12 protein-coding genes and 1 pseudogene are annotated in these 21,129 nt (G+C 71.9%); 6 read left to right on the forward strand and 7 right to left on the reverse strand.

Translation table 11 applies throughout. The features are described from left to right. Positions 1 to 27: 27 nt before the first annotated feature. The 6 genes and pseudogenes from ACN28F_RS30480 to ACN28F_RS30505 all read right to left on the reverse strand — a co-directional run bounded on the left by ACN28F_RS30480 (position 28) and on the right by ACN28F_RS30505 (position 11,857). Positions 28 to 4,038 (reverse strand): ThuA domain-containing protein, encoded by a 4,011-nt coding sequence (locus ACN28F_RS30480; protein WP_421360938.1) that lies wholly within the window; start codon positions 4,036 to 4,038, stop codon positions 28 to 30. Positions 4,039 to 4,087: 49 nt separating this feature from the next. Then, the gene (locus ACN28F_RS30485) at positions 4,088 to 5,383 is read right to left on the reverse strand and encodes a multicopper oxidase domain-containing protein (protein ID WP_421360940.1); all 1,296 of its coding nucleotides are present in this window, start codon (positions 5,381 to 5,383) and stop codon (positions 4,088 to 4,090) included. Continuing rightward, positions 5,380 to 6,846: pseudogene (locus ACN28F_RS30490) on the reverse strand (OmpL47-type beta-barrel domain-containing protein); the annotation flags it as partial. The gene ACN28F_RS30485 and the pseudogene ACN28F_RS30490, both read right to left, overlap by 4 nt. Positions 6,847 to 7,857: 1,011 nt before the next feature. Further along, positions 7,858 to 9,975, reverse strand: a complete 2,118-nt coding sequence (locus ACN28F_RS30495; RefSeq protein WP_289205886.1) for an iron ABC transporter permease — start codon at positions 9,973 to 9,975, stop codon at positions 7,858 to 7,860. A gap of 5 nt (positions 9,976 to 9,980) precedes the next feature. After that, on the reverse strand, positions 9,981 to 11,012 hold the full coding sequence (locus ACN28F_RS30500; RefSeq protein ID WP_289205887.1) for an iron-siderophore ABC transporter substrate-binding protein: 1,032 nt from the start codon (positions 11,010 to 11,012) through the stop codon (positions 9,981 to 9,983). 26 nt (positions 11,013 to 11,038) lie between these two features. Next, positions 11,039 to 11,857: an ABC transporter ATP-binding protein gene (locus tag ACN28F_RS30505; RefSeq protein ID WP_289205888.1), complete on the reverse strand. Its 819-nt coding sequence runs from the start codon at positions 11,855 to 11,857 to the stop codon at positions 11,039 to 11,041. Positions 11,858 to 12,080: 223 nt separating this feature from the next. On the opposite strand from ACN28F_RS30505, the gene wecB reads away from it, so the two are divergent. The 3 genes from wecB to ACN28F_RS30520 all read left to right on the forward strand — a co-directional run bounded on the left by wecB (position 12,081) and on the right by ACN28F_RS30520 (position 15,124). Next, the gene (gene wecB, locus ACN28F_RS30510) at positions 12,081 to 13,205 is read left to right on the forward strand and encodes a non-hydrolyzing UDP-N-acetylglucosamine 2-epimerase (RefSeq protein ID WP_289205889.1); all 1,125 of its coding nucleotides are present in this window, start codon (positions 12,081 to 12,083) and stop codon (positions 13,203 to 13,205) included. A 59-nt stretch (positions 13,206 to 13,264) separates the two neighbouring features. Continuing rightward, positions 13,265 to 14,458 carry a glycosyltransferase family 4 protein gene (locus tag ACN28F_RS30515; protein ID WP_289205890.1) on the forward strand — a complete coding sequence of 398 codons (1,194 nt, stop codon included), beginning with the start codon at positions 13,265 to 13,267 and terminating at the stop codon, positions 14,456 to 14,458. A 126-nt stretch (positions 14,459 to 14,584) separates the two neighbouring features. Continuing rightward, complete coding sequence (locus tag ACN28F_RS30520) at positions 14,585 to 15,124, forward strand: acyltransferase (protein WP_289205891.1); 540 nt, start codon at positions 14,585 to 14,587, stop codon at positions 15,122 to 15,124. Positions 15,125 to 15,156: 32 nt separating this feature from the next. On the opposite strand, the gene ACN28F_RS30525 is transcribed toward ACN28F_RS30520, so the two are convergent. After that, positions 15,157 to 17,181: a hypothetical protein gene (locus ACN28F_RS30525; protein ID WP_421360943.1), complete on the reverse strand. Its 2,025-nt coding sequence runs from the start codon at positions 17,179 to 17,181 to the stop codon at positions 15,157 to 15,159. 303 nt (positions 17,182 to 17,484) lie between these two features. On the opposite strand from ACN28F_RS30525, the gene ACN28F_RS30530 reads away from it, so the two are divergent. From ACN28F_RS30530 to ACN28F_RS30540, 3 genes are read left to right on the forward strand one after another with little or no spacing between them, the layout of a single operon-like run. Beyond that, the gene (locus tag ACN28F_RS30530) at positions 17,485 to 18,441 is read left to right on the forward strand and encodes an NAD-dependent epimerase/dehydratase family protein (protein ID WP_289205893.1); all 957 of its coding nucleotides are present in this window, start codon (positions 17,485 to 17,487) and stop codon (positions 18,439 to 18,441) included. Next, positions 18,438 to 19,907, forward strand: a complete 1,470-nt coding sequence (locus tag ACN28F_RS30535; protein WP_289205894.1) for a lipopolysaccharide biosynthesis protein — start codon at positions 18,438 to 18,440, stop codon at positions 19,905 to 19,907. Before ACN28F_RS30530 ends, ACN28F_RS30535 begins: the two co-directional genes overlap by 4 nt. Then, complete coding sequence (locus ACN28F_RS30540) at positions 19,888 to 21,129, forward strand: glycosyltransferase (RefSeq protein WP_421360946.1); 1,242 nt, start codon at positions 19,888 to 19,890, stop codon at positions 21,127 to 21,129. The genes ACN28F_RS30535 and ACN28F_RS30540 overlap by 20 nt, the downstream gene beginning before the upstream one ends.

Here is a 21,129-nt window from a genome sequence, read left to right on the forward strand (position 1 = left end):
CGCTGAGCCCGTGCCCGGCGCCGCCGGTCAGAGCGTCCGCAGCCGCACGTTGCGGAACTCCATCACGTCGTTGCCACCGTGGTTCTGCAGCCCGACGAAGCCGCTGACGAACTGGCGCAGGTCCGTCGGCGGGTCACCGGCGCGCGACGACTGCTTGCCGGGTACGTTGTCGAACTCGCTGATCGTCACCCCGTTGCGGATGATCGTGTAGCGCTGGCCGACGACCCTGATCTCGTAGTCGTTCCATTCGTCCTTCGGCGTCGGTCGTGCCTGCTCCAGGTTGTTGGGCTGGAAGTTGTAGACCGAGCCGGTCTTCTGCGTCTCCCCGGCGGTCCCGTCGTAGAGCTGGATCTCGTGACCGCAGTAGATCGCCACCCAGGCCTGCGAGCTGCGGGCCGAGCCGACGGTGCCGCAGCTGCCCGCCGGCCGGTCGTCGACCGGCACCGTCGGGTCGGGGAACCGGACGAACACCCCGCTGTTGGCCCGGACGTCCCCGGGTGAGACGTCCTTGAACTGCAGCCGCAGCGAGTAGTCGGCGAACTCCTCGGCCCCGTACCAGAGCATCCCCAGCCCACCCGAGGTGCTGATCCCACCGTCGGGCAGCAGCCGGAACGTGCCCCCGGGCGCCTGCCGCCAGTCGGCCAACGAGTGTCCGGTGCCGTCGAACAGCGGCCGGTATCCGGCCGTCCGCCCGATCAGCGATGCTTCTCCGGCCGCCCGCAGCGTCGCCATTTCGGCGGCGTCGAGCACCTCGTCGTCGTCCAGCTGCGCCAGCACCTCGTCGAGGTGGCTGATGAACGAGCCCTGGTTCGGCCACTGCCGTTCGTCGTCGATGAGGTCGTTGACCGTGCATCCGGCCGCAGCGTCGCGGTTCGGTACGCCGGTGTCGGTGTCGAGCAGCCACACCGTCTGGCGGGCGTCCGGGGCGTCGCAGCCGGTGTCGACCACGACGGTGTGCGTGGCGACCTCACCGTCGGCGTAGGTGACCTTCACCGTCGCCTCGAATCTGCCGTGACCGCGGTAGGTGTGCGTCGGGTGCGGCTGGTTCGAGACCCGGTTGCCCTCGCCGAAGGTCCACTCCCAGGCGACGCCACCCGCCCGGTGGCTGGAGAAGGCCACCGTCCGCGGGTTGCTCGGGTCCGGGACCCGGGCCGAGGCGTACTCCGGACCGGGGGTCGGCGCGCCGCCCTCGTAGACGATCCGGATCAGCTTCTGGTTGCTGTGCAGGGTGAAGAAGCCGCCGCCGTAGTCCAGCAGGTACAGCGCACCGTCCGGGCCGAACTTGGCGTCCATCCAGTGCTGCAACTGGGTGCCGCCGTTCCCACCGGGAATGATCCTCCGTAGATCCTCCGCGTAGGCGGGGGCACCCTGGTCGGGCACCACCGCCGGGTCCACGGTGACCGCCACTCGGTTGTCCGCGTTGGACTGATCGCCGATGAACCACTTGCCGTCCCAGTGCGCCGGCCAGGCCACCCCGCTGTCGGTGTCGACCTGTGACCGGTGGTACGTCGGCCCGTTCATCACCGCCTGGCCGCCACCGCGCAGGTACGGCCGGGTGAAGGTCTCCTCGCCGGGCACGTACGTCGGTAGTCCGCTGCCGTCGGTGCGGGTCGGGAAGACCGGCCCGCCGCCCTGCGGCGAGTACCAGATCATGCTGTCACGCACCGGCGGCAGCTCCACCAGGCCGGTGTTGCGCGGCGAGGTGTTGCGCGGGTTGGCGCAGTCGTACCAGCCGGTCAGCACCGACGCGTCGGTGCTGCTGCGGTCCCGGTACGGCTGGCGGTTGCCCATGCAGTACGGCCAGCCCTGGTTACCGGCCGACGTGATGATCGTGGCGTGCTCGTACTTCGCCGGCCCCAGCTCGGGGTCCGGGTTGGTGGCGTCCGGGCCGACCCAGGCGGCGGTCAGCCAGTCGTTGACCGGGTCCCAGGCGATCCGCGACGGGTTGCGGACTCCCATCACGTAGATCTCCGTTCGGGTCTTACCGCCCCCTTCCTCCTCGCCGGTGAACAGGTTGCCCTCCGGGATGCTGTACGTGCCGTCCGGTTCCGGCCGGATCCGCAGGATCTTGCCGTCGAGGCTGTTCGTGTTGCCGGCGGTCCGGCGGGCGTCCTGGAACGAGATCCCGGCGTACTCCTGGGTCCAGTTGTTGCCGGAGTAGCCGCTGGATCCGCCGGAGGAGTTGGCGTCGCCGGTGCTGACGTACAGGTTGCCCGCGTCGTCGAAGGTCATCCCGCCGCCCGCGTGGCAGCAGCTGTGGATCTGGGTCTCCCAGTCCAGCAGGTCGACGCGGGTGGCCTGGTCGATGCTGGCGGTGTCGTGGTCGTAGGTGAACCGGGAGATGGTCCGCCGGCCGACCCGTTTGTCGCGGTCGATCGTGGCGTGCGGCATCCAGTACACGTAGAACCAGCCGTTGTCGGTGAACGCCGGATCCAGGGTCATCCCCAGCAGACCCTCCTCGCTCTTGACCAGTTCGCTGCCGCTGCCCCGGTTGCCCATCACCTCCAACGTGGTGAGCAGCGTGACCTGTTTGGTCCGAGGGTTCCACTGGTGGATGGTGCCGCAGCCCTTGCCGACGTTCGGGTTCGACCAGTCCGGGACGGCGCCGGTGGCGCAGGCGGCGCGGCCGAGATAGAACACGGTGCCGTCCGGGGCGATGGTCAGCCCGTGCGGCTCGCCGATCTGGTCCATCTGACCCTGCTGGTTGGCGCCGGTGAGCCGTTCCACCCGGTAGTTGGCGGCGATCGTCGCCTGGCAGTCGCCCCGGACCGTACCGGCGGTCCAGCTGATCGCGCCGAGGATGTGGTCGCGGAACAGCTCGTCCTGCGCCCAGCTGGCCTCCGTACGGCCCATGCCGGTGTAGAAGGACCGACCGCCGTCGTAGTCGTGACACCAGGCGACCGGGTGGAACGGCCCGTTGCCGCTGAGCCCCGCGTCGTAGCTGGCCTCGTCGACCTGGGCGACGACGTGCACCCGGCCGACCGGGTTCGGGTCCCAGCTGATCCACTGGTCGTCGCGGGTCCAGTTCATTGGCAGGTCGTGGGTCGCCGGATGGTTGCGGTCGGTGACGTCGACCTCTGCCTGCTGGACCTGGGTCTCCGGCGCCGCACCGGCGTCGGCGCCGATCAGCCAGAGCTCGGCGAGCTGGGTCAGCGGCTCGCCGCTGTTCGCGGTGATGTTCAGCCGGTAGTGCCGGTAGGGGTCGGTGTTGTCGAACGCGAACTGCCGGGTGAGGAACCGCTGTGGGAAGCTCTGCCCGGTCCGGCGGTCCAGATCGGTCCAGTTCTCGCCGTCGTTGGATCCCTGCAGAGTCCAGTCCCGTGGGTCCCGGCCGGGGAAGTCGTTGGCCGAGGTGAGCGCGTACCGGTTGACCACGGTCGGCTCGGCCAGCTCACCGGCGAGCCAGCCGGTCGGGGAGCGGGTCAGCCACTTGGTGCCGGTGGCGCGGTCGAAGGCGTGGCTGGCGGTCTCGTTCGGCGGGTTGTTGCCGCTGGCACTCGCCTCGGTAACCGTCTCCGCCGGTGGCAGGGTCGGGGCCGGTCGGGTGCCGAGCAGGCCGGTGAACCACTCCGACCCGGACTGGGCGTACGCGGCGTCGTGGACGCCGACGAACCCGCCACCACCTTTGACGTACGCCTGCAGGGCCGCCTCCTGCGCGCTGTCGAGGGTGACGCCGTGCGCGGACAGGAACACGACGCTGCGGTAGCGGGCCAGGTTGTCCGCGTTGAACACCGCCGGATCGTCGGCGGAGTGCACGTAGAACCCGTGCTCGTTGCCGAGCCGGCGGATGACGTTGGTGGCGCGGCGCACCGGATCGTCCTGCTCGGCCTCGGGGCCGTGGAAGACCAGTACGTTGACCACGCGGTTACCCCAGGTCGGCGGCGCGGTGTAGGCCTGAGCGGCGGAGACCGGGGCGGTCAGCAGGCCGGCCAGCAGGGTCACGGTCGCGGCCAGCGCGGTGCGGCGCCGGCGGGTGGTGCCCGGTCGGGCAGGTCGGTGGCGCAGTCGGGGGAAGGTGAAATGGCGTCGGTGGGCCATTCCTGCTCCTTACGGCGGCCCGGCGGGGTGTGCCGGGGTGGGGGAGGGGTCAGCGGTGCGCGGCGTGCGCCGCCGCGGCGTCGGCCGGCACACCGGTGTCGGCGGTCTGCTCGTCGGTCGAGGCGGGGTGCAGGACCTGGCGGTGGTGGTGGCCGCCGGGCGGCATCTGTCCGTTCTCGTCGAGCACGTGCAGCGTGGTCGCCATGCCCAGATCGGAGTGGAACTGCATGTGGCAGTGCAGCATCCAGTGGCCCGGTCCGACCGAGTCACCTGCGACGATGGTGACGCCGAACGAGTCGCCCGGCCCGAGGGTCTTGTTGTCGATCACCGGGATCGAGTCGACGATGGCCTTGTTGTCGCCGGCCACCACGCCGGTACGGGTGTCGGCCCAGGAATGGCCGTGGACGTGCCAGGTGTGCATGTCGTCGCCGAGGCCGATGACGATGAACTCGACCCGTTCGCCGACCCGGGCGACGAAGCAGGCCGGGCCGGGCACCGGGTCGTCCAGGTCGCAGTCGTCGGCAGCCGCGCCGCGCCGCAGGTTGATCGACTGCCGGTCACCGAAGGCGGTGACGTAGGTGCGGTCCGGTCGGGGGTCGCCCTGGCGGCGGACCACCAGGCCGCCGAAGAGCCCCGAGCTGAGGCCCTGGGTGCCGTGCGGTCCACCGACGACGTGGTCGTGGTACCACCAGTAGCCGGCGGTGCCGGGAGATCCCGTCCGTGAGCTGCGCGGTTTCGCGTACCAGGTGTAGGTCCGGGACTCGCCCGGTGCCACGTACGAGCCACTGTGCACGGTGCCATCGGAGTCCTGGGTGTACTTGACCCCGTGCACGTGCAGCGACACGCCCAGCGGATGCGCCGGGTTGGTCCGTAGCTGGGCCAGGGTCTCGGCGGTCACCTGGTTGTGCAGCGTGATCGCGAGACACTCTCCCTCGATCATCTCCATCGTCGGCCCCGGGTAGGAGGCCGTCTGCGGGGTCAGGCCGTAACCCAGCCGGATCTGGTTGGTGACCGGGTCGCGGGGCAGCTCCACCGCGTACAGCTGCAGTTCGCGGTCGGGCGCGACGCAGCCGTCAGGTGCCGCGCCGCCCGCCGGCGCGGCCACGTCCTGGGCGACGGCTTCGGTGCGTACGGCGTACGCGGCGCCGGCGCTGGCGAAGGTGGCGGCCAGTACGGCCAGGACCAGCAGCGCCCGGCCGGTGCCGGCGCGCAGTCGGGCGGTGGGTGTGGCCGGTGCGCCGACCGGGACGGTGCCGGTGTCTGTCTTGTGGTTCAACGTCTGTTCCTGTTCGCAGAGCCGGTGGGGGTCGGGGCAGGCGGGAGCGTCCCGCCGGTCGCTGGTCACGGCGCCAGCGGGGCGACGCGGACGTTGCGGAAGCTGACGATGTCGTCGACGCCGTGCACCTGCAGGCCGAGGTAGCCGTCGGCGCGGTGGCGGCCCGCGCCGCCCGGGTCGCCGTCGCGAGGCGGGTCGAAGACGAGGTCGGGCGTGTTGACGAAGTCGTTGATCAGCTCGCCGTTGCGGAAGATCGAGTAGTGTTGCCCGACGACCCGGATCTCGTAGTCGTTCCAGGTGCCCTTCGCGGTGACGCCGGCGGTGTCGAGGTCGACGCCGTCGAAGCCGTACACCGAGCCGGTCTTGTAGCGATCGCCGGCCGGGTCGTCGAGGATCTGCACCTCGTGGCCGTACTCGATCGCCACCCATTCCGGCCGGGGCTGGGTCGGGTGCTGGTGCACGGCGGGGAAGCGGACGAAGACGCCGCTGTTGGCCCGGGCGTCGCCCGGGGCGTCGTCGCGCCACTGCAGTTTCAGCGAGAAGTCACCGTAGGCGCGGATCGGGAACCAGAGCAGCCCGAGCCCGTCGACGGGCCTGCTGGTGATCGACCCGTCGGCGTTGCGGGTGAAGCCGCCCGCCCCGACCTGCTCCCACTGGGCGAAGGAGGCACCCGACCGGCCGAGGATCGACTGGTAGCCGGTCTGCGCGTCGGACTTGCCGACCGCCGACGCCGTGGCCGCCTCGATCAGTGTCGCCCGTTCGGCCGGGCTGATGACGCCGCGCGCCAGCAGGTCCTTCGCCACCGCGCGGACATGCTGCATGAACTCGTTGTGGTTGCGCCAGTTCCGTTCGCTGGCGATCAGGTTGTTGACCGTGCAGCCGGTGACGACCTGCCGGTTCGGCACCCGGCTGTTCACCGTGCCCAGCCACACCGTCGCCCGGGTGTCGAGCACCGGGCACTGCGGATCGACGCCGCCGGTGACGATGGTGAAGGCGACCGACGCGGGGTCGGAGACGTTGCCGGCGACGTCGGTGGCCCTGTAGCTCACCAGGTGATCTCCGGGGCGGCTGACGGTCACCGGCGCCGTGTAGGTGGTGTACGGGCCCTCGTCGACGGCGTACTCGACGCTGGCGACACCGGAGTCGTCGTCGACGGCGGTCAGCACGACCGTCGCCGTACCCAGGTACGCGCCGTTGTCGTCGCGCGCGCCGGACACGGTGGCGGTCACCGTGGGCGCGGTGGTGTCCGGATCCGGGGGTGCGACCACCGTGAAGGTCACCGACCCGGGGTCGGAGGTGTTGCCGGCGACGTCGGTGGCCCGGTAACGCACCGTGTGTGGGCCGGGTTCGTTGACGGTGACCGGTGCGTCGTACGGTTGGAACCCGCCGTCACCGATGGCGTACTCGATGCTGTCGACGCCGGAGCCACTGTCGGTCGCGGTCAGGCTGACGGTGGCGGCGCCGAGGTAGGCGCCGTCGTCGTCGCGCGGCCCGGACAACGCGGCGGTCACCGTCGGCGGCGTGGTGTCCTCGGTGGTGCCGTCGCTGACCACCAGGATGCCGTTCATCAGGCCGTGCCCGGGGATGGCGCAGAAGTACCGGTAGGTGCCGGCGGTCAGCACCACGTCGACGCTCCACCGGCCACCGTTGGTGTCGAAGGGGTCGGCCAGGATGTTGACGGCGACGTCCTGGTTGTACGTCGGGTCGCCGGTCTCGAACGTGAGGGTGTGCTGCATGCCGCTGGTGTTGCCGGTCGCGGCGCTGTTCTCGAAGACCAGCGTTGCCGGGCCGGGGACCGCGGTCGCCGGGGCCTCGGTGTAGGCGGTGACGTCGTTGCCGGCGGTCCAGGTGAGTACCTGGGTGTCGCGGGCCGGGGCGGGTCCGCCGTCGGTGGGTCGGGCGCTGACCGGTAGCGCGGTCAGCGTCGCGGTGAGCACCATGCCGACGAGGGCGGCCAGCGCGGTGCCAACCCGTCTGCCGCTGATCGGTGGTCGGATGTGACGATCGGGTTCGCCGTACCTGGCGTGGGCAGCTGACATTGCCGGCACACCTTTCGCAAGTGTCCGTTGTGGTATGACAGAGGACGTCGTGGGTGCGGTGCGATGAGTGGATCAGGGCATGCGGTGGCCAGGGTCCGGTGAACGAGGGTGGACGGTAGCGGGACCTGGCCTGCCGTGGTGAAGGGGCGGGTGGGCGACGTCAGGGTGCTGGCGCGCGCCGCCGCGCCGATCGGATACGCATTGTCCCGGGGGGTGCCACGGCCCCGGCGGGACGATCTCGCGAAGACCGGCCCTTCCAGAGTGTTCGGTCGAGTGGGCCTCGCCGTCGGTTTCCCCGCCGTCGCACGCTGGTGAGACAGACCTTAGCTGACTTGATGTCGATGTGTCTATGTCTTTCGGTTGACCGCACTAGACTTTCATTAGCTTCGACAGAAGCTCTTGCTGTGTGGTCATTACTTCTGTCGGTGACGTCGGGCAAAGTCGGGCGCTGGAGAGAAGAGCATGGTGGACTCGACTGTTCGGCGGCGCCTCGCCGGACCGGGCTCAGGCGCGGGACCGGGCCAGCAGATAGATGAAGTACGGCGCGCCGACCAGCGCCACCACCAGCCCGGCCGGCAACTGGGCCGGTGCCAGCACGGTACGCCCGATGGTGTCGGCCACCCCGAGCCCGACCACGCCGAGCCCGGCCGCCACCGGGATGATCCGGGCGTGCCGGCCGCCGACCAGCGCCCGTGCGGCGTGCGGCGCGACCAGGCCGACGAAACCGACGACTCCAACCGCCGTGACGCTCATCGCGGCGAGGACGGCGGCGACGGCCAGCACCAGCAGGCGCAGGCGCTCCAGACCGACACCGACGAGCCGGGGGGTGTCCTCGTCGAGGGCGAGCAGGTCGAGTTCACGGCGAGCGGCGAGCGCCACCGGCAGGGCGACCAGCAGGGCGATCACCGCCGGCACCACCTGCGCCCAGCTGCGGCCGTACGTGGTGCCCGACAACCAGGTGTAGATCCTCGGGGTGTCCCAGGGGTTCGACCGCACCAGCAGGTACGTCGTCAGGGCCGTCGTGGCGTACCAGACACCGATGCCCACCAGGACCAACCGGTCGGTGTGCAGCCCGCCCCGCCAGGCGATCGCATAGACCAGGCCGAAGGCGGCCAGCGCGCCGACGGTCGCGGCCACGGCCAGCGTCGTGGTCCCACCGCCGCCGGCAGCGGTCACGACGATCACGGCGGCCAGCCCGGCGCCACCGGTGATGCCGAGGATTCCCGGCTCGGCCAGCGGGTTGCGACAGGTGGCCTGGACCAGGCAGCCGGACAGCGCCAACGCACCGCCGGCGACGAGCGCGGCCGCCACCCGGGGGGCCCGTTCGTCGAGGGCGAACCGGACCATCGGTGGTCCCTCACCGGACGCCCACAGCGCGATGTCGCCGGTGAGCAGCCAGGTGTTGCCGGCGAGCAGCCCGAGCAGCGCCGTACCCCCGGTGGCGACGCCGACGGCGGCCAGCACGAGCCAGAACCGTCGCCGCGAACGTGGCCCCATCCCGCTGCCCGGCGGCTGCCGGGTCGGCCCGGAGTCGCGGACCCGCCGGGCGAGCAGGACGAGTACGACGGCACCGGCGAGGGTGGTGGTGACGCCGGTCGGCACCTGACCGGCCCGGTCGGCGCCGAGCAGGGCCCGGATCGCCAGGTCCGCGCCGACCACGGTCAGCGCCCCGACGAGGCCGGCCGCCGGGATGCCGACCGCGTGTCGATGCAGCGCCGGCACGGCCCGCGCCAGCAGCCGGGTGATCGCCGGTGCGCAGAGCCCGACGAAACCGATCGGCCCGGCCAGGGTCACCGCCGCCGCGGTCAGCAGGACCGCGAGGACGGTGCCGGCCGCGCGGGTCGATCGCACCGGTACGCCGAGCGCGGCGGCGGTGTCGTCCCCGACGCCGAGCACGTCGAGCCGCCGGGCCAGCAGCAACGCGCCGACGGTAGCCGCCGCCACGACCGGCGCGGCGTACTGGAAGGTGGTGAGTCCGAGTTGGCTCAGCGACCCGCTGCCCCAGGCGAACAACCCGGTGGTCTCCTCCTGAAAGCTGATCAGCAGCGCGGCCGTGGCCGCCTGCAACGCCATCGCCACCACGGAACCGGCCAGGACGAGCCGGGTGGTCGAGCTGCCCGCGCCGCCGGCGAGGCCGAGCACGGCGGCGGCGGCGAGCAATCCGCCGACGAAGGCGACGGTGCCCGAGGCCCACAGCGGCACCGCGAGCCCGAACGCCGCGACGGCGCTGACCGCGAAGTAGGCGCCGCCGGTGACCGCGAGGGTGTCCGGTGAAGCGAGCGTGTTGCGGGACAGGGACTGGAACATCGCCCCGGCGACGCCGAGGGCGAAACCGACGGCGACCCCGGCGGCCAGCCGGGGCAGCCGGGAGCCGACGAGGATGTCGCGGGCCGGTCCGCTGTCGTCGCCGAACGCGCCGAGCAGTTCGCCGGGGCCGAGACCGGCGGTGCCCTGAGTGAGGTGCCAGCCGGCCGCGACGATCAGGGCGAGCGCGAGTGACAGCAGGGCGGCGACCCCGCCGAGGACGGTCCGACCGGTCGGGCCGGGTACCGCCACCGGGGAACTGGTGGCGGTACCCGGTGCCGGGCGGGTCCTCGTCGTCGGTGGACCGTCGGTGCGCACGGAACTCAGTTGGTCAGCAGGTCGACGTACGCGTCCAGCACCTGCTGTGACGAGCGCGGCCCGCCGAAGGTCCAGATGCCGGGCGGGAAGCTGTGGGCCCGACCCTGCGTGACGGCGGGCAGCGACGACCAGATCTCGTTCTTCTGCAGCTCGGCGATGACGTCGCTGGCCGGATCGGTGGTGCCGGTGTGGAAGAAGGTGGCATCACCGACGGTGCTGATCCCCTCGACGTCGGTCTGCCCGAGACCGTACGCCGGGTCCACCTCGCCGGTCCAGGCGTTGGTCAGACCGATCGCCTCGCCGAGTTCGCCGACCAGGGAGCCCTGACCGAACGGCCGCAGCGCGACGTTTCCACCCTGGATCCAGCCGTCGAAGTAGACGAACTCGGTGGTCGACGGCCCGGCGGCGGCGACGTCCTGTTTCGCCTGATCGAGGCCCGCCTGGAACTGCTCGACGACCACGTCGGCGCGTTCGGTACGGCCGAGCGCCTCCGCGATCAGGGTGAACGTGTCCAGCATGTTCTGGACCGGGTCGGCGGTGTCGGCGCCCCGGGTGGCGAGCACGGGGACGTCGTACTCGGCGAGCTGGGTGATGATCGGGTCGTCGGCGGTGGTGGCTTCGACGATCACCAGATCGGGGTTGGCGGCGAACAGGGCGTCCAGGTTGGGTTCGCCCCGGCCGCCGACGTCGGCGACCCCGTCGGGCAGTTCCTCGGCGGTGACCCAGGTGCGGTAGCCCTCGGCGTCGGCGACCGCGACCGGCGTGCGGCACAGGGTGAGGACGTCCTCGATCTGCTGCCATTCCAGGACGGCGACCCGTTCGGCCGGGGCGTCCAGGCTGACGGTGCGTCCGAGCACGTCGGTGACCTCGACCGGCCCGGTCGAGGTCGTCGTGGTGTCGTCGGCGCATTCACCGGAGGCGGTCGGCGGCGGCGTACGGTCCGTGGTGGCCTGCGGGTCGCTGGTGCCGCAGCCGGCCAGCAGGGTGGGAACCAGCGCGGCGGCCGCGAGGGCAGCCGTGATCGATCGGGTTTTCATCAGATCCTCACTGTGAGTGGTGGCGCCTATCGGCGCCGGTGGTGGTGCCTACCCCGGGGCTCGACCCGTACCAGGCCGGTGTCGGGGTCCATCGTGGTGTCGATCGGCAGTCCGTAGACCTCGCCGAGGTGCTCTGCGGTCAGCACCTCGGCGGCGGTGCCGACGGCCCGGACCCGGCCCTGGTGCAGCAGGACGACCTGGTCGGCGACGCTCGCCGCCTGGTTCAGGTCGTGCAGGACGACGCCGAGCGCCGTGGTGTGCTGGTCCGCCAGGTCGCGGACCAGGTCGAGGGTCTCGACCTGGTAGCGCAGATCGAGATGGTTGGTCGGTTCGTCGAGCAGCAGGACGCCGGTGTCCTGGGCCAGGCAGGTGGCCAGCCAGACCCGCTGCAACTCGCCACCGGAGAGCTGGTCGATCGCCCGTGTCGCCATCGCGGTGATTCCGGTCAGCCGCATCGCGTGGTCGATCATGGTGTGGTCGGCCTCGGTGAGGGCACCGAACCGGCGTCGGTGCGGGTGTCGTCCGAACGCCACGACGTCGCGGATCCGCAGGCCGGACGGGTGCGGCAGGGACTGCGACAGCAGGGTGACCCGGCGGGCGAAATCCCGGGCGGACAGTGGCGCGGTGTCCTGCTCGACGCCGTCGTCGTGGCGCAGCAGGACCCGGCCGGATTCGGCCCGGTGCAGTCGGGCGAGCGACCGCAGCACGGTGGACTTGCCACTGCCGTTCGGGCCGATCAGGGCGGTCACCGTGCCGGGGCGGATGGCGACCGACACCCCGTGGACGACGGTGGTGCGGTGGTAGCCGAGCACCAGGTCGTCGCCGTGCAACGCGGTCGCGATCATGTTAGGTGAGGCTACCCTAAAGCGTTTCGTTGGCAAGATCCGGGTGATCGTGACCTCGCGATGTGCGGATGCGGGCAGCTGGCCGGTCCCGGAACGACGCGTCTCGGGGAACCATAACTTTTCCGGGCAAAAGCTCGTTTATCAGACGGGCGCCGTCGTAGGTCGACGACCTGGTGCCCGCCCGCACCTGTTCTCCCGACGGACGGCAGCGAGAAGGAGCGCGATGACCCGCGTGATGACGGTGGTCGGCACCCGGCCGGAGATCATCCGACTGTCCCGGGTGATGGACCGGTTGGACCGTACGGTCGAGCACGTGCTGGTGCACACCGGCCAGAACTGGGATCCGTTCCTGTCCGAGGTCTTCTTCACCGAGCTGCGGCTACGCCCGCCGGACCGGTCCCTCGGCGTCGACACCACCTCGCTGGGCCGGGTGCTCGGTGGGGTGCTGGTCGGCGTCGAGGAGGCGATCGCCGACCATCGGCCCGACGCTCTGCTGGTGCTGGGCGACACCAACAGCGCCATCGCCGCCCTGATGGCCCGCCGGATGCGGGTGCCCGTCTACCACATGGAGGCGGGCAACCGCTGCTTCGACATCAACGTGCCCGAGGAGACCAACCGGCGGCTGGTCGACCATGTCAGCGACTTCAACCTGGTCTACAGCGAGCACGCCCGGCGCAACCTGACCGCCGAGGGCCTGCACCCGCGCCGGATCCTGCACACCGGCTCGCCGATGCGCGAGGTCCTGGACCACTACCGGGCCGACATCGCGGCCTCGACGGTGCTCGACCAGCTCGGCCTGACCCCCGGTGGGTACGTGGTGGTCAGCGCGCACCGGGAGGAGAACGTGGACCGGCCGGACCGGCTGCACCGGCTGCTCGACTGCCTGCGGGCGGTCCGTGACGAGTGGGCGCTGCCGGTGCTGGTCAGCACCCATCCGCGAACCCGTAAGCGGTTGGAGGCGCTGGCGAGCGACCCGACCAGCCTCGACCGGATCACCTTCCATGAGCCGTTCGGCCTGTTCGACTACGTGAGCCTGCAGCGGGCCGCCCACTGCACGTTGTCCGACAGCGGCACGATCAGCGAGGAGGCCGCGATCCTCGGCTTCCCGGCGGTGACCCTGCGCGAGTCGATCGAGCGGCCGGAGGCGTTGGACGCCGGCGGCATCATCATGACCGGCCTGGACCCGGCCGGGGTGGTCGAAGCGGTCCGGGCCACGGTCGGGCAGGTCGCCGCCGACGGCGTGCCCTGCCCGGCGGACTACCAGGTGCCGGACACCTCCCGACGGGTGGTCGACTTCATCCTGTCGACAGTCCGGCGGCACCACGAGTGGGCCGGGCTGCGGCGCTGACCGGTGCCGGCACAGTCGTGGACAGCCGAACCGACCGACGAGCCGAAGGTGAGTCGACCGTGCACGACGTGACGACCGCCCGCGCCGCCGACGGCACCGCCCCCGTCACCACCTTGCGGATTCTCGCCACGGCCGGGGTGTTCGAACCCGGCTACCGGGGCGGCGGGCCCATCCGTTCACTGCGGTTCATCCTGGACACCCTCCCGGCCGACATCGACGTCACACTGGTCACCCGGGACCGGGACCTGGGGGCCGCCGCGCCGTACCCGGGTCTGTCTGGTCGCCTGGTCCGCCGCGACGCCCGGTCGTCGGTGTTCTACCTGGACCCGACGAACCCGCGCCAGTGGATCAGGCTGCTGCGTCACCTGCGGTCCCACCCGGTCGACCTGCTCTACGTCAACAGTCTCTGGTCGATGTTCTCGGTGCTCGCGATCGCGGCGGCGGCACTGCGGTTGCTGCGCGTACCGGCGATTCTGCTCGCTCCCCGCGGCGAGCTCGCCCCGGCGGCGCTGGCGATCAGGCGGCGTAAGAAGCGGCTGTTCCTGGCGGCATGGGCGCCGGTGCTGCGCCGCCTCGACGTACGGTGGCAGGCGTGCAGCTGGCGGGAACAGCGGCAGATCCTGGCGGCGCTGCCGTGGGCGCGGGTGATGGTCAACGGCAACGAGTGCCCTGTCCCGGACCGCGACCCGCCACCGGTGACCCCGCACGACGGCCCGCTGCGGCTGGTCTTCATCGGTCGCATCTCTCCCATGAAGAACCTCGTCACGGCGTTGGCGGCCGTCGCCCGCGTGAGCCGACCGGTCCACTTCGACATCCACGGACCACGGGAGGACGAGGCGTACTGGGCGCGGTGCCGCGAGCTGATCGCCGCGATGCCGACCCACGTCAAGGTCCGCTACCTGGGCGAGCTCGCCGCAGACGAGGTCCTGACGACCTTCAGCGGCTACGACGCCTTCCTGTTCCCCACGCTCGGCGAGAACTACGGCCACGTGATCCTGGAGAGTCTCGCCGCCGGCTGCCCGGTCGTCTGTTCCGGCGAGACCCCGTTCAGCGACCTGATCGCCAGCGCCGGTGGGGCGGTGGTCGACCCGGCGACCGCATCCGCCGTCGCGGCCGTGCTGGACTCGTTGGCGGACCGGTCGGCCAGTGAGCGGGCGGCGGCCAAGGAGGCGGCGGGCCGGCGGTACCGACTCTGGCGCCGGCAGACCCGGGAACTGCACGTTCTCGATCACGCCCGCCGGTTCTGCCGCTGACCTGCCCTGCGGTGGCGGCCGTGACCGGCGGCGGGAGCGGATCGTTGTCTGTCGTGACCGGACCGGCTCGGGCCCGGCCACCCGACCGCCGGCCGCAGCCACACCCGCCGGGAGTAAGGACAGCACGTGCCCAGTCGCATCCGTCCGCTCATCCAGCGGGTCCGGGACCACCTCGCGGCGTCCCGGAACCCAGAGGCGTTCGTCAGGTCGCTCGGGGTCAATCTCACCGGCCGGGTCCGGTTCTACGGCGTCAACCGTGCGATGTTCGGCTCGGAACCCTGGCTGATCACCATCGGCGACAACGTGTACGTCACCTCCGAGGTGCAGTTCGTCACCCACGACGGCGGCACGTTGATCCTGCGTAAGGATTATCCCGACCTCGACTGGACGGCGCCGATCACCATCGGCGACGACGTCTACATCGGGATGCGGGCGATGATCCTGGCCGGCGTCACCATCGGAAACCGGTGCGTCATCGGCGCGGGCGCGGTCGTCACCCGGGACGTCCCGGACAACACGGTGGCGGCCGGGGTGCCGGCCCGGCCGATCCGCACCACCGACGAGTACCTCGAACGGCTGCGCGCCAAGTCGCTGGGCATCGGGCATCTGCCGGTGCCGGCCAAGCACGAGGCGATGAAGCGGATCTACCGGGTCGGCACCGGCTGAGCCAGGGCGGTGGTGCTGCTGCGTCCGGACGGCTAGGCCCGGCGGTAGGCGAGCCGGGGCGGCGGGTGCTGGTGCACGCCGGCGAGGGTCACCGGCCCGAGCGGGCCGCTCACCCCGACCATGTCGTAGCCGTACCGGTCACCGGACATGGCCGCCGCGACCGTCCCCAGGGCCAGCGTCGTCGCGCTGCCGGCGTCACTGGTCCGCAGCGCGGGCGGCGTGACCCCGTTGGCCTGCCACACCACGGCGTACCAGTGCCAGCCGGCCGGTAGCGTCACCGGGGTGGCCAGCACCGACTCCCTGACCCCGACGGGGGCGACGGCGACGGTGCCGAAATCGGCGATCGGGCTGCGCAGCGCGGGTCGCCCGGTCACCGGGTCGTGGGCGTACACCCCGTGCCGCAGCACCCCGCTGCCGGCGGCGGTCACCTCGACGCAGACCCGGTCGACCGGGGTCGCCTCGGCCAGGTGGACCGGGTAGAGCAGCAGCCGTTGAAAGGCCCCGGCCCAGCCGGTGCTGCGCGTCGCACCGGCCAGCGGCAGGAAGTAGCTGCCGACGGTGTCCGTCGACCCGGGCAGCGGCTCGCGGCCCGGCTGCCCGACCGCCTGCCACATCCCGTACCCGGGGGAGACCGGCACGCTGTAGGTGACCCCGTCGGCGGCGACCCGGTCGGCCACGGCGAGGTTCGTCGGCCCGGCGGGCACCAGCAGCCGGTGGTACAGCTGCGGCACCGCCATCCGGGCCTGGGTGACGGTGCCGACCCGCTCGATCATGACGAAGTCCCGACCGCCGGCGGAGACGACGATCTCGGTGGCCGCCGAGTACGGGGCCAGGTAACGGCGGTACGCCGTACCGGTCACCGACTCGCCCGCCGCCATGGTCCGCCCCCAGACCAGCTGCGGGTAGTTCTTCTTCAGGCTGGAGCTGATGAACCAGCCCTTCACGGTGGTGTGGCGCGACCGGACGCCGGGGTGGCCGTCGTCGATCGGCAGCAGGCCGACGGCGATGCCCCACTGCTGGATGTTGCCGCTGCTCAGTGCCCACTGGGTCATGCTGGCCGCTGGCGTCGCCGGCTCCCGCAGGGTCGCCGGGGTGAAGTCGGTGAGCGCGGTGAGGGTGTCGATCGCGGCCCAGGCCGACCAGCTCAGGCCGCCGGTGTAGCCGACGTTCGGCATGAACTGCCGGCGGTTGCCGCCGGCCGGTGCGGTCAACGGCGCGCACTGGGTCACCCCGGCGTTGAGCGTGAACCGGCTCAGCGCGGTCACCGTCTGGCTGACCACCAGGCCACCGGTCACCCATCGGTAGACGTTGTGGACGCGGCACAGCGACGGAATCCGGTTCATGATGGTGGCGATCGGGGTGCCGACGTTCGCCTGCGCGGTGTCGATCATTCCCCGGTAGCTGGGGATGACGTACGACTCGCGGATCTGCAGTTTCTGACCGGTGGAGCGGCCGTCGCGCACCGGCCGACCGTCGAGTTCGACGGCGACGGTGTGCGAGTGGGTGGCCGGCCGGATCTGGACGTCGGGGGTGACGGCGGTGACCGGGACCGTGGTCCGGTTGGTGGCACCGGCGACGTGGGTCAGTGGCGCCGCCGGCCGGACCCGGATGCCCTGGGCGATGCCGTCGACCACCGTGTACGGGTTGCCGAACAGCAGGCTGCCGGGGCTGGTGACGGCGAGCAGGGTGAAGATCCGTACGCCGTCGGTCCACCGCGACCCCACGTCGGCGGTGGTCTTGCCGTGGTTGGTCACGGCGATCTGGGTGCCGACGTTGTATCCGTGGTTGCCGCCGACGTACGACCAGCCGGTGTTGATCGGGCAGTTGTCGTCGGAGGTGTCGTGGATCCGGGTGCCGACGGCGGACATGACCGGCCACACCTGGGCGTCGGTCGCGGTCGACGCGACGATGCTGACCTGGGGGAGTCCGGAGTGCCACATGCCGACCATGGCCTCGGCGTACGCCAGGTTCGCCGGCATCACCAGGTCCCTGGTGGCGTCGAACCTCGACCGGATGGACATCAGGGCGTTGGACCGGTAGACGATCAGTTCCGGCATGGTGACACCTCCACGCGAACGGTGCGACGCTGCTGTCAGCGTGCGCCTGTGCGCAGGTCACGGCGGTTCTCGGTCGCCTGGGTGACAGTGGGACGAACCGTTCGGCCGCGCCCGGAGCCGGATGATCGGCCGCCGGCACGCCGCATGACCGGCGCGCGCCGGGACCGCACGATCGGCCGACCGGTCCGGCCGGTCGGGCGACCGGCGGGACGGCGTACTGGACAATTAACACAATTGCCCCGTAACGGATGGCGGCCGCCGCTCGATGAACAGGTGATCGGGCCACACACCGAGGGGTTGACCATGCGCATACTGATCACCGGCGGCGCCGGTTTCATCGGCAGCCACCTGGCCCGCGCCGCCCTGGGCGAACCCGCCGTCAAGGAGGTCACCGTCCTGGACGACCTGTCGGTCGGACTGCGCGGCAACCTCGACGGCCTCGACGTCGAATTCGTCGAGGGGTCGATCCTGGACCCGGCGGCACTGGCCACCGCGATGGTCGGCCGCGAGGCGGTGGTCCACCTGGCCGCGCTGCCCAGCGTGCCCCGGTCGCTACGCGACCCGGTCGCCTCCCACCATGCGAACGCCACCGGCACGCTGATGGTGCTCGAAGCGGCCCGACGCCACGACGTCGAGCACGTGCTGGTCGCCTCCTCCTCGTCGGTGTACGGGCTGAACCCGGCCCTGCCGAAACCGGAGCTGACCTGGACCCGACCGATGAGCCCCTACGCCGCGAGCAAGCTCGCCACCGAGGCGTACGCCCTGGCCCACCAGGCGTCGTTCGGGCTGCCCACGCTGGCCCTGCGGTTCTTCAACGTGTTCGGCCCCGGGCAGCGCCACGACCACGCCTACGCCGCCGTCATTCCCCGGTTCGTGCACGCTGCGCTGCGTGGCGAACCGGCCGTGGTCCACGGCGACGGCACCCAGTCGCGCGACTTCACCTACGTCGGCACCGTCTGCGACGTCATCCTCGACGCGCTGCGCCGCCGGGTGCACCACCCGCACCCGGTCAACCTCGCCTTCGGTGCCCGGGCGAACCTGCTGCAGCTGCTCGACGAGATCGGCACACTGCTCGGTCGCGAGGTGGCCCGTGAACACCAGGCACCGCGTACCGGTGACGTGCCGCACTCGCTGGCCGACAACACCACCCTGCGGCGACTGTTCCCCGACCTGGTGCCGGTGGCCCGGCTCGACGGGCTGCGCGCCACCATCGACTGGATGGCCCGACGGCGCGACGCCGGCACCGCCACCACCCGGTGACGACGACAGCGCCCGGCCGCACCACCGCCGGGCCGGTCGCCGCCCCCGACCGCCCGTCGGGGCCCGCCGGGCCCGGTCGGGACCGCGCGGTCACCGTCGGCATCGTCACGGCGATGGCGGCCCGCGCGGTCGGGATGGCCGCGCCGCTGGTGATCACCCCGGTCTGCTTCCGCTACCTCGGCGATCAGCGGTACGGACTGTGGATGGCCGTGACCGCGCTGACCGGGATGGCCTGGTTCGCCGATCTCGGCCTGGGCAACGGCCTGCTCACCCGGCTCAGCCACCTCGGTGCCGACGTACGACAGCAGGCCCGGGAGATCTCCAGCGCATTCGCCACCGTCGGCGCGGTGGCCCTGGCCCTGCTCGGTGGCCTGGCCGTGGTCGTCGGACTCGTGCCGTGGGACCGGCTGTTCGGGGTCACCGACCCGGCTGTCGCCGCCGAGGCCGCGGCCGTCGTCGGGCTCTGCTTCGCGGCGTTCGCGATCAACATCCCGTTCGCCCTCGTCCAGCGGGTCCAGTACGCCGCCGGCCAGGTCGCCCAGAGCAGCGCCTGGCAGTCGGCCGGCTCCCTGACCAGCATGGTGGCGGTGCTCGTCGCCGTCGCTGCCGGGTGGCCGCCGGTGGTGGTCATCGCCTACGCGGTGTTCGCCGTCCCTACGGTCAACCTGCTCAACACGATGGTCTACTTCGGCGTCCAGCGGCCGGTGACACGACCCTCGCCGCGGCTGGTGCACCGGACGACCGCCGCCGGACTGCTCCGACTGGGCCTGCGGTTCTTCGTTCTCACCACGATCTCGTCGATCGCGCTCAACGTGGACAGCCCGCTGGTCGCCAACGTCCTGGGGTTGACGGTGGCGGCACACTACGCCGTCGTCGCCAAGCTGTTCGGCGTCCTGTCGGTGTTCGTCGGACTCGTCGGGATGACGGTCTGGCCGGTCAACGGCGCGGCGCTGAGCAACGGCGAGGTGGCCTGGGTCCGCCGGCACACCCGCCGGATGATGCTGCTCTACGGCACGGTCGTGGGCGGGGCCGGACTGGCGCTGGTCGGCTGGGGCCACCGGGTGGTCGACCTGTGGGTCGGCGGTGTCGACCGCGCCATCGTTCCGGTGACCGTGCTCGCCGCGCTGGCCTGCTGGTCGTTCGTGGTGGCGGTGACCTCTCCGCTGATGCTCGTGCAGAACAGCGTCGGCCTGCTCCGGCCGCAGTTCGTCGGTTGGGCGGCGTTCCTGCTGCTGGCCACCGGGCTGAAGGTGTGGGGCGTGCACCGCTTCGGGCTGGTCGCCGTGCCGGTGGCCGCCTGCGTGGCCTACCTGGTGACGCTCTGCCCGGCCGCCGTGGTCGGCTACCGGCGCGCTCTGACCGCAGCCGGCACCGTCGCCGCTGCCGACACCGGTGGCGTCCCTGGCCCCGTCGGTTCCCGTACCGCCGTCGACGAGGAGGAACCCGATGTCCGGGTCCGTGGCTGACCGCACGATCATCGGTTCCGGTGTCGGGGGCAGCGGCCCCGACGGTGCCCGCCGGGTGCTGCGGGTGGTCGGTGAACTGAACTTCGGCGGCACCGAGACGCGCACCGCCGAACTGCTGCCCCTTCTGGCCGCCGGTGGCATCGAGGTGCACCTGGTGACGCTGGCCGACCAGGTCGGCCCCGGTCCACTGTCCGGGGCGATCACCCGCTACGGCGGTTCGGTCACCGCCGTACCACTCGACGCCCGGTTCCCGGCCCGGTTCCACCGCCTGCTGCGCCGGCTACGGCCGGACGCCGTGCACGTCGACTGCGCCAACTTCTCCGGGGTCCCGCTCGCCCTGGCCGGGCTCGCCGGGGTGCCGGTGCGCGTCGGGCACTTCCGGGGCGACGACGACCAGCGTCGCGGCCTGCCCCGCCGGGTGTCCCGGTGGATCTGCGGCCGGCTCCTGCGCGGTTGCGCCACCGACATCCTCGGCGTCTCACCCGGATCGCTCGGGGTCGGCTACCGCAGCGACTGGCACACCGACCCCCGCTGTCAGGTGGTGCTCAACGGACTCGACGTCGAGCGGCTGCGCCGGCCGAGTCCGCTGGACCTGCGGGCGGCGATCGGTGCCCGCCCCGGGGACCTGGTCTGTGTGAGCGTGGGTCGGGCCTCGGCCGAGAAACGGCGATGGCTGCTCCCGCCGATCCTCGCGGCGCTGCGGACCCGGGGGGTGTCCGCGCACGCCGTGCTGGTCGGCCCCGGCGACGCCGCCGACGACGCCCGGGTCGCGGCGGCGGCGTCCGCCGCCGACGTCGCCGAGCGGGTGCACCTGCTGGGTGCCCGCGACGACGTCGGTGGTCTGCTGCGCCAGGCCGACGTGGTGATCCATCCGTCCTGCCTGGAGGGGCTGCCCGGCGGGGTGTTGGAACCGGTCGCGCTCGGGATCGGCACGGTGGCGGCGGATCTGCCCGGCGTTCGGTTCATCAGCGGGCACCTGCCCGGCGTCTCCGTCGTCGACATCGACGCGCCGCCGTCGCAGTGGGCGGCGGCGGCCCAGGCCGCTGCGGCGTACACGGCGGCGACCGACACCGCGACGGCCGTCGCACGTTTCGCCGACAGCGTCTTCGCCATCGACACGGCGGCCGCCACCCACCTGGCGATCTACCGGCGGCGGCCGGCCCGCCGGCACCCTGCGTCCCCCGGCGGCCGGCTGCGGCCGCCGGCCGATTCGAAATGGTGA

It is taken from the genome of Solwaraspora sp. WMMA2101 (assembly GCF_049179175.1).
Taxonomy (GTDB): domain Bacteria; phylum Actinomycetota; class Actinomycetes; order Mycobacteriales; family Micromonosporaceae; genus Micromonospora_E.

What these genes read in the sequence shown, in the direction of transcription:
- wecB (WP_289205889.1), top strand. Translation starts at nt 12,081, where the DNA reads ATGACCCGCGTGATGACGGTGGTCGGCACCCGGCCGGAGATCATCCGA.
- ACN28F_RS30500 (WP_289205887.1), bottom strand. Translation starts at nt 11,012, where the DNA reads ATGAAAACCCGATCGATCACGGCTGCCCTCGCGGCCGCCGCGCTGGTT.
- ACN28F_RS30480 (WP_421360938.1), bottom strand. Translation starts at nt 4,038, where the DNA reads ATGGCCCACCGACGCCATTTCACCTTCCCCCGACTGCGCCACCGACCT.
- ACN28F_RS30540 (WP_421360946.1), top strand. Translation starts at nt 19,888, where the DNA reads ATGTCCGGGTCCGTGGCTGACCGCACGATCATCGGTTCCGGTGTCGGG.
- ACN28F_RS30525 (WP_421360943.1), bottom strand. Translation starts at nt 17,181, where the DNA reads ATGCCGGAACTGATCGTCTACCGGTCCAACGCCCTGATGTCCATCCGG.
- ACN28F_RS30530 (WP_289205893.1), top strand. Translation starts at nt 17,485, where the DNA reads ATGCGCATACTGATCACCGGCGGCGCCGGTTTCATCGGCAGCCACCTG.
- ACN28F_RS30505 (WP_289205888.1), bottom strand. Translation starts at nt 11,857, where the DNA reads ATGATCGCGACCGCGTTGCACGGCGACGACCTGGTGCTCGGCTACCAC.